General features: G+C 50.3%; 8 protein-coding genes. All 8 read left to right on the top strand.

From position 1 onward, the window contains the following. Nucleotides 1–415 (top strand): sensor histidine kinase (locus NDA01_RS30600; RefSeq protein WP_348231009.1); only part of this gene is annotated, 415 nt, incomplete at its 5' end. A 294-nt stretch (nucleotides 416–709) separates the two neighbouring features. After that, nucleotides 710–4,978 (top strand): chemotaxis protein CheB, encoded by a 4,269-nt coding sequence (locus NDA01_RS30595; protein WP_348231008.1) that lies wholly within the window; start codon nucleotides 710–712, stop codon nucleotides 4,976–4,978. 117 nt (nucleotides 4,979–5,095) lie between these two features. After that, nucleotides 5,096–5,293 (top strand): hypothetical protein, encoded by a 198-nt coding sequence (locus NDA01_RS30590; RefSeq protein WP_348231007.1) that lies wholly within the window; start codon nucleotides 5,096–5,098, stop codon nucleotides 5,291–5,293. Between the two features lie 283 nt (nucleotides 5,294–5,576). Beyond that, the gene (locus NDA01_RS30585; protein ID WP_348231006.1) at nucleotides 5,577–6,014 is read left to right on the top strand and encodes a response regulator; all 438 of its coding nucleotides are present in this window, start codon (nucleotides 5,577–5,579) and stop codon (nucleotides 6,012–6,014) included. 58 nt (nucleotides 6,015–6,072) lie between these two features. After that, entirely contained in the window at nucleotides 6,073–6,771 is a 699-nt protein-coding gene (locus tag NDA01_RS30580) for a Crp/Fnr family transcriptional regulator (RefSeq protein ID WP_348231005.1), read from the top strand. Between the two features lie 31 nt (nucleotides 6,772–6,802). Further along, nucleotides 6,803–7,222, top strand: a complete 420-nt coding sequence (locus NDA01_RS30575) for a response regulator (RefSeq protein ID WP_348231004.1) — start codon at nucleotides 6,803–6,805, stop codon at nucleotides 7,220–7,222. 241 nt (nucleotides 7,223–7,463) lie between these two features. Then, nucleotides 7,464–7,763: a helix-turn-helix domain-containing protein gene (locus tag NDA01_RS30570; protein ID WP_431193592.1), complete on the top strand. Its 300-nt coding sequence runs from the start codon at nucleotides 7,464–7,466 to the stop codon at nucleotides 7,761–7,763. Beyond that, a partial coding sequence (locus tag NDA01_RS30565; RefSeq protein WP_348231003.1) for a PAS domain S-box protein occupies nucleotides 7,760–9,240 on the top strand: 1,481 nt, incomplete at its 3' end. The genes NDA01_RS30570 and NDA01_RS30565, both read left to right, overlap by 4 nt.

Here is a 9,240-nt window from a genome sequence, read left to right as displayed (position 1 = left end):
TCAAACAACCCCCGTTCTTTCAACGGTTCTGGCCCTCTTGGGTTTCTCAGATGTCAGTACAATAGCGGCATTGCTAAAGCTTGAACAGCTTTTCGTCAAAATGAGAATTGCTGACGCTCAAGCCTCAGTTTTCCATGCCCAGCCTTCAGTCCCTAGCATCACCATTCGCACGGAGCAAGTAGATCAGCATCACGTTTCTATTCAGGTTTGTGATAACGGTTCAGGCATGTCACCTGACGTTCAAGCGAAGCTTTTTGATCCTTTTTTCACAACAAAATCGATTGGTAAAGGCACAGGGCTGGGGCTCTCTATTTGCTACCAGATTATTGAAAAGCATCGAGGAAAAATTAAGGTGATTTCGGAAGTGGGACGGGGCACAAAGTTTGTCATTTTGCTGCCGCTGCAAGGGGTATGAGGGGTATGGCAACGATTCGTGTAAAAATGAGCCATTTGCCTTAGAGGGGTATAAATCACTATCAGCATTGCTGATGAAAAGCTTGATTCATAGGCTTTGCTAATCGCCTTGTAAGGCTTGCAACCGTTGGCGATCGCCTCTCCAGCATTGAGGGTGTGATGGGAAAGGCTAAATTACATCTTTGCATGCAAAATTCAATAAATTCGGCAGGATCTATTAAAGCGTTCTAGAGTACGAGTACAGCGGCTGATCGTAAAAATGATAGCTGCCATACTGAGGTGCTCAACTTAACTTATGTCTCCTGACTCTTCTGAGCAACCGACATTTGAACTGACCGGAGAGGGGATCGAGGCAGCCTTTCCCATCGTGGGAGTTGCAGCCTCTGCGGGAGGTTTAGAAGCCTTTACCCAGCTGCTTAGCCATTTACCTACCGACACGGGGATGGCGTTTGTGTTGATTCAGCATTTAGCCCCAGATCATGAGAGTTTGCTCACCGAGATTCTGGCTAGAACGACACAGCTGCCAGTTCGCGAAGTGCAGGACGGCACAGGGGTAGAGCCAAACCAAGTTTATGTGATTCCACCCAACACCAAAATGGTTCTCTCTGAAGGGGTGCTGCAACTATCGCCCCGTGAGAAAGTGTTGGGTAAATATATGCCAGGAGATGCCTTTTTTGCCTCGTTGGCAGCGGATCGCGGACATAAGGCGATCGCTGTTGTGTTGTCGGGAGGTGATGGCGACGGTTCCGTAGGATTAAAAGCCATTAAGGCAGCGGGTGGCATCACCTTTGCTCAGTGTGAAGCCACAGCACAATTCAACAGTATGCCCAACACAGCTGTGGCCACGGGGAATGTCGATTTTGTGCTGCCGCCTGCCAAAATTGCTGAGGAACTAGCAAACTTGAGCCGCAACCCGATTATGGCTCGCCTCATGACACCCATTTTGACAGACTTATTACCCCAACCCGCTGACGCCCTAGCGACGATTTTTGCCCTGTTGCAATCCAAAACAGGTGTTGATTTTAGCCGCTACAAGGCAAACACGGTTGATCGGCGGATTCAGCGACGCATGCTGTTATATAAGCTGGAACGGTTGGAGGACTATGTCACGTACCTGCAAGTGCATCCGGCTGAAATCAAGGCACTGTACGAAGAAATATTAATCCACGTCACCAGTTTTTTTCGCGATCCGGAAGCCTTTGAACTCCTAAAAAAGCGAGTTTTTCCGGCGATTACACAAAACAAGTCTAACGACAGGTCGATTCGGATCTGGATCGCGGGCTGTTCGACGGGCGAGGAAGTTTATTCGATCGCCATCTGCTTGTTGGAGTTTTTGGCAGATCAAAATATCCAACCCCTGATCCAGATTTTTGCCACTGATATCAGCGATGTGGCGATCGACAAAGCCAGAGCAGGCATCTATACAGAAAACCAGATGGTGGACGTGTCAGCCGCGCGTCGTTGTCGCTTTTTCTATGCTTTGGAGGGAGATAGATTTCAAATTAGTAAGGCAGTGCGTGAACTCTGTGTGTTTGCCCATCAAAATTTGGGCAGCGATCCGCCATTCTGTAATCTCGATCTGGTGAGCTGCCGCAATGTGCTGATCTATTTGGGAGATGCGCTGCAAAAGCAAATTATGCCCATTTTTCATTACAGCCTTAACCCGACTGGTTTTCTACTCCTCGGTAACTCAGAGAGCACAGGTCAAGCTTCAGACCTGTTTACTTTGGTCGAGAAAAAACACAAACTTTATACTAGGAAGCCAGCTGCAACTCGATCCCCACTTTCGTTTGCCCCCAGTCGCCATCCGATTGCGAAGGTCAGCGATCGCACTAGCCAAGTTTTAGCAGGTCGCCCACCTCTGCCCGCGCCGACAGAAGAGTTTGACCTCGATCAAAAGGTCGATCATCTGATTGCCAATCATTACGCTCCTGTGGGAGCCGTGCTCGATCATAAGATGCAGGTGCTGCAACTGCGAGGAGAGGTGGATCGCTACTTGAAACTCGTCTCTGGCGTTGTGAACCTCAACCTCTTTAACTTAGTGAGGGACGGTTTGCTGGTCGAGCTCCGGGCTGCTGTTTACCAAGCGCAACGACAGGAGATGCCCATCACCAGAAATGGACTCCGCTTAGAAGAAGGCGATCGCTCCAGAGTAGTCAATCTTCAAGTGATTCCCTTTAAAGTGCCGATTGCGGAAGAACGTCGCTTTTTAGTCCTCTTTGAAGACGCACCACCCACTAGCCCACCGAATTCCCTCAATTCAGATATTCCCCAGGGAGCGCTAGAGCAGGAGAATGCACGACTCAGGCAAGAGCTAGACGCGGCGAATCAGGAACGAGCCGCCACTCAAGAGTATTTGCAGGCCATCATTCAAGAGCAGGAGCATACCAATCAAGACCTCAAAGTTGCCAATGAAGAAATTTTGTCGAGTAATGAGGAGTTGCAAAGCACCAACGAAGAGTTAGAAACGGCCAAAGAAGAAATTCAAGCCACGAATGAAGAACTTAGTACCACGAATGAAGAACTCCGAAGCCGCAATGCAGAAATGCACCAGGTCAATAACGATCTGACCAATTTGTTGGCGAGCATCAACATCCCGATTTTGATGTTGACTCACGACTTACGGGTTCGTCGCTTCACGCCCATGGCACAGCGATTATTTAACTTTATTCCCACCGATACGGGACGACCGTTGAGTGATATTAGAACCAACCTCCAGGTTCCAGACTTAGACCAGCTGATTTTAGAAGTGCTGGAGACGCTCAGCGTCAAGGAACTGGAAGTGCAAACCCAGGAAGGTTATTGGTACATGCTGCGGATTCGTCCGTATCGCACCACTGAAAATCAGATCGACGGCGTAGTGTTGGTATTGCTCGATATTAATGCCCTGAAGCGCAGTGCCTCCACGCTAGAAGCAGCCCGGAATTATGCAGAAGCAATTGTAGAAACGGTGCAAGTGCCGCTGCTCGTGCTGGAATCTGATTTCCGGGTAACCCAAGCCAATCGAGCGTTCTATAAAACGTTTCAGATGGTGCCTCCCGAAACTGTCCAGGTGCTGCTGTTTGATTTGGGCAACGGTCACTGGAACATCCCCGGCTTGCAAGCGCTCCTGGAAGATATTCTGATCAATGATACGAGTCTTCAGAACTTTGAAGTGAAGCATGATTTTGAGCGGATTGGGCCCAAAGTCATGTTGCTCAATGGTTGGAAGATTGTTCAAGACAGGGAAGCTCAACAAATTTTGCTGTCGGTTGAAGACATTACCGAGCGTAAGCAGTTTGAAGCCGAGCGATCTCAGCTCCTGAACCAAGAACAGTCCGCCCGTCAAGAAGCAGAGGCTGCGAACCGAGCGAAAGATGAATTTTTATCTAACCTCTCCCATGAACTCCGCAATCCCCTAAATACCATGCTGGGTTGGGCGCAGGTTCTTCGCAATCGCCAGCTAGACCAGTCAACCGTCACTCGTGCTTTAGAAGTGATAGAGCGAAGCGCGAGATCCCAATCTCAACTGATTGAGGACATGCTGGATATTTCGCGGATTACTAGCGGCAAACTGCACCTTAAAACCCAGTCACTGGATCTGGCCTCTGTCGTGGGTGGGGCGATCGAATCTGTCCAACTTACCGCAGAAGGGAAAGCGATTCAAATCATGTCGCAGTTAAACGCTGCCACCATTCTGGGCGATCGCGGGCGTTTGCAGCAAGTGCTGTGGAATTTGCTAGCGAACGCCATCAAGTTTACGCCCTCTGGGGGACAGGTAGAAATTAAGTTAGCACCTGTGCAGGCTTATGCCGAGATTCAAATCAGCGATACGGGACAGGGCATTGAGGCAGAATTGCTACCCTACGTTTTTGAGCGCTTTCGTCAAGGAGATGCCAGCACGACTAAAGGGAGCCAAGGGCTAGGTTTGGGCCTAGCGATTGTTCGCCATATTGTAGAGTTGCATGGCGGCACAGTACAAGCCGAGAGCGCTGGCAAAGGACAAGGAACCACGATAACTGTGAGGTTGCCTCTGCAAACGACGGTTCCTTTCGGGAACCCAGTAACATCACCTGAAGCACATCTGATGCCCTTGGAATTGACTTCGTCGAGCTGCTCGGAACCGACAGTCGCGGAGCCTTCAGCCGCTATAAACCAAGAAGTTCTTTCGCTGGCAGGCTTACACGTTTTGGTCGTGGATGACGAAGTAGATATTCTTGACTTAATGAAATACCTGTTGGAAGGCGTAGGGGCACAAGTCGTGGGAGTGACTTCGGTCAAAGAGGCGATCTCGGTTCTAGTTGCCTACCCCAGTGGATATGATGTACTTCTAGCAGATATCGGCATGCCAGAGGAAGATGGGTTTTCCTTGATTCGTCAGGTGAGGGGGCTGGATGCGGCCAGTGGAGGCCAGATTCCGGCAGCCGCCATTACTGCCTATGTCAGCGACCGAGAGCGGCAACAGGCGCTCGATGCTGGGTTTCAAATGCACTTAGCGAAACCTGTGGACTCGACCCAATTGATCTCGATGGTGGCGAGTTTGGCTGGACGAGTCTTGAGCTTGAAACATAAACAAAGCTGCTAAGCGCCTTTGTAGCGAATGCTACTTAATAAAATTTCACTCGGCTCCTTTGAGGGGTGTACAAGCTAAAAATTCCTGCCATTATGAGATCAGATAGTTCCTCAGCCCGGTTACTCAAGCATGACTCACGCTAAAAGGTTTGAGGAATTGATCGCAGAGCGTACACAAACGCTCAACACGATGCGAGCTGCGATCGAGCGCATCCGCTACTTAATTGACATCATCGCTGTACAAATCAAATTGGAGCGGCAGTACTCCAACACTTGCTCTGAGTTGCAGTCCCCTACAGCGGAACTGGATGATCGGAGCAACGGTTAAGCTCAAAAGTTTTGCCGTAACGTTTGAGAGCTGATAGGTTAGTATCAAGTGGGGCGATCGCCCTCTGATCCTCTTAGTTTAGAAGAATTGATTCAGTGCCAACCTAAAGTGGGGTTGAGCTTTTTCATACAGTACGAAACTGTACTGAACTCTGTCTCTGGATCAACTACCGTGGATTTTAGATTGAGTCGGTAACGGGTGCTTCCTGCTTATGCCTCAAAGCAAGCATCTGTTACCCCAATTGTGCATGGCCAACTGCCGTGAAAAGGAATGAACTCCTGGCATGTGTGATTCAAATTCACTTCGGAAAGGGCTGCGAGTGCTTGTAGTCGATGGGGATGCTGATTCTAGAGACTTACTGATGGCATTATTTGAGGACTACGAGGTTGCCACAACCACAGCAACCTGCGTTAGTGAAGCTCTCGAAAGTATGCAACAAGCTTGCCCTGACCTCTTAATTAGCGAGATTGTTTTGCCTGGTGAAGATGGATACTCACTCATGAGCCAAGTGAAAGCTTGGGAAACCACAAAACACACCCGAATTCCGGCGATCGCCCTGACCGTATGCGCTGAAGAGAGTGCTCAGAGGCGGGCGATCGCCGCTGGGTTTTGCCAGCACTTACCCAAACCGTTAGACATTGATGAGTTAATTGCCACCATGGCCTGCCTGACCCAGGAAACACAAGAGACGGCAGAAACTGCCTCTTACGCAAAACTTTAACCTTTCATCCTGAGACGTGTTCTATAAAGAGCCTCTCTCATAACCTTCTGAGGCTTTTATGACCGCTGAAAATCAAATACTGGCTGCGCTCTCGGCGGATGTGCTCGATCGCCTGAGGCCCCATCTGAGTCAAGTTACATTAGCTCAGAATGAAATCGTGCACCTTCCTGGTGAGCCTTTATCTCATCTCTACTTCCCGCTCGACTGCCTCTTCTCTATCACCATCACCATGCAAGATGGGGCAATGTCAGAGGTGGGGATTATTGGGAATCGGGAAGTGCTGGGCATTAATACCCTGATGGGCAATCGCGAAAACACTCAAACTGAGTATCTCGTCCAAGGGGCAGGGAGTGCCATGAAAATTGAGGCTCAGATTATGCAACAGGAGTTCAAGCGCTATGGTGAACTGCACGACCTGCTTCTACGCTATAGCCAGGCGTTTCTGGCGCAGGTCTCTCAAACGGCAGCTTGCAACTCTCTGCACACCCTAGAACAGCGCCTACCGCGTTGGCTCCTGGAAGCCCAAGCGCGAGTTGACTCGGACCACCTGCCGCTGACGCAGGAGTTTATCGCCATGATGCTGGGTGTGCGGCGCGCTGGGGTGACGCAGACAGCCCAAAAGCTGCAAGAGCGAAAACTGATTCGATATCAGCGGGGGGATGTCCAAATCCTCAATCAAGGTGGGCTAGAGGCTTCTGCTTGCGAATGCTTCAAAAGAACTAGAGCAGAATACGATCGCTTGTTGGGTAGAAAATAACCGTCACCTCATTGCACTTTGCATCATTTCAATGACTCCTAGCCAAAACGATGAATCCACGAGCCGCCTATCTCCGCGAATTTTTGTGCTTGAACCGGATGATGAGGTCCGACCCTTGTTGAAGCAGAACCTCCAGACATGGGGCTATCACGTCACCCTAGCAATCGATGAAGCCGACGCTCTGCAACGAGTGGAGGGAGGACGCGATCGCTTTGACCTGATATTGCTCAATCAATACAAGCAATCGATCGAGCAGTGTATCGCCATCGGGCAGCAGATTCGCCAACAAACCGTTCTGGATAGCCGGGCTCCAATTCTCATCCTGGCAGAGCGGTACGGGCCAGACCTCGAGGGTCAAGATATCCGGATGGGTGACAATGAGTATGTGTCTTATCTGGAGGATGGGCAACAGCTGAAGCTAATCCTCCAACGATTGTGCCCAGTCTATTGAGGCTAGCTTTGCTTCACCAACAGAACAGCAGTGGTGCGAGGAACAGCAGGATTTGAGGGAAGTTCTTGATGCCTTGCGTGAGGCTAATTAGCTCAAATTAGCGAAGCTGCATCCCATCCATGTCCTGACAGGTATTCTATTTGTCAATGAGGAGCTGGCTATATTTAGGAACTCCCATCGTAAGAGGGAGGGTTTTTGACTAGAACTAGCTAAAGCTCATAAACAAAGGACTTTATAAACTGTGAGCGCTGTGGCTTTTCATCAGGACTATTTAGGGGTCGAACAACCTGCCATCGGTCAACTGATTCGAGAACTGCGGCAAACCTTGAAGCTGACCCAGGAGAAGTTTGCGGCTCAACTGGGAGTCAGCTTTCCCACCATTAATCGTTGGGAAAACGGACATGCGACCCCTTCTCCCTTAGCCCTGAGACAAATTGAGGTCTTACTGAATCGCTTGGCCGACTCACCTGATGTGACGCTACGGGAACGCAGTCAAAAAATCCGAGGGAAATACTTTCCCGAAAGGAAGCTAAAAGCGTGAGGGCAGAGGAACATCCGGAACTGCCCCAAAACCCCTTTGTAGACGGTGGTGAGATGGAGACCTTCCTAAACTCGCATGACTGGTCACAAACGCCCCTGGGCGCGATCGAAACCTGGTCAGACAGCCTGAAAACGACAGCGCAGATTCTACTGACAGAATTCGCCCAAGCCCAGCAGTTGGAAAAAAAGCAGAGCGAAACCGAGCCGCAGCCACGTAATAGTAACCCAACTGCTGCCATCGCATCTGCCTGTGCGGAAGCTAAGTTGAGCGAATTAGAAACAAAATACCGCACATTGTTTGAGTCCCTCGATGAAGGCTTCTGCCTCTGCGAACTGCTATTTGATCAGAACGGAGAACCGACCGATTATCTGTTCCTCGAAGTGAATGCGGCCTTTGAACAGCTAACCGGACTGGAGCAAGTAATCGGTAAAACGGCGCGGCAACTGGTTCCCAATCTTGAAACTGATTTGTTTAAGATCTATGGCGGAGTTGTGCGAACTCGGGAACCCGTTCGCTTTGAGCAACAAGTGATCGCGATAAACCATTGGTTTGATGTCCACGCCTTTTGCATCGGTGAGCCACAAAGTTATCAATTTGCCGCTTTGTTTACCAACATCAGTGAGACAAAGCGGATCGAAGCCGAACGCCAAAAAGTTGAGCAGGAACGAGAGCGCTTTCTTGCCGTTGGGTCAGATTTGCAAGTGATTATGAGCAGCCACGGCTATTTTCACTGGGTCAGCCCGGCTTTTGAGCGTATTCTTGGCTGGACACCCGCCGAACTGACATCCTATCCCTGGACTGATTTTCTCCATCCAGACGACATTCTCGCATCTGTCGCGGAAAGCGTCAGCGTGTTGTCTGGCTCCGAAACGTTTGCCTTTGAAAACCGTTATCGGCACAAAGACGGCTCCTACCGCTGGTTGCTTTGGAGAGCGCAGCCCCATTTGGAAGAACAAGTGCTTTATGCAACAGCGGTAGATATCACCGCTCGTAAACAGGCAGAAGTCGCCTTGCGTCAATCTGAAGAACAGTATCGCACGGTGTTTGAGTCGATCGACGAAGGCTTTTGCACCGTTGAAGTGCTCTTCGATGCCGCTGGCAAGCCGTTTGACCACCGCATTTTGCAAGCGAATCCAGCCTTCGAGCGGCAGTCCGGTATTGTCAACCCAGAAGGCAAAACAGCGAGCGAACTGGCACCGGGAGTGGAACAGTATTGGAATGACCTTTACGCCCAGGTCATTCACACAGGTGAGTCTATCCGCATTGAAGAGCGAGCGGATGCGCTCAATCGCTGGTTCGACGTTTTGGTGTCGCGGGTCGGCGATGCAACAACGCGCCAGGTAGCGGTCATCTTTACCGACATCAGCGAACGCAAACAGGTAGAAGCCACGCTGCGTGAGAGCGAGCAACGGTTCCGACTCATGGCCGATGTCGTCCCGCAAATCGTTTGGATTACGGATGCCCAAGGGCAGCTTGA

The sequence above is a fragment of the Trichocoleus desertorum AS-A10 genome (genome assembly GCF_039962155.1).
Lineage (GTDB): Bacteria > Cyanobacteriota > Cyanobacteriia > FACHB-46 > FACHB-46 > Trichocoleus.
Note: the sequence above shows the minus strand (reverse complement) of the source record. Positions and strands in the feature narration are given on the sequence as shown.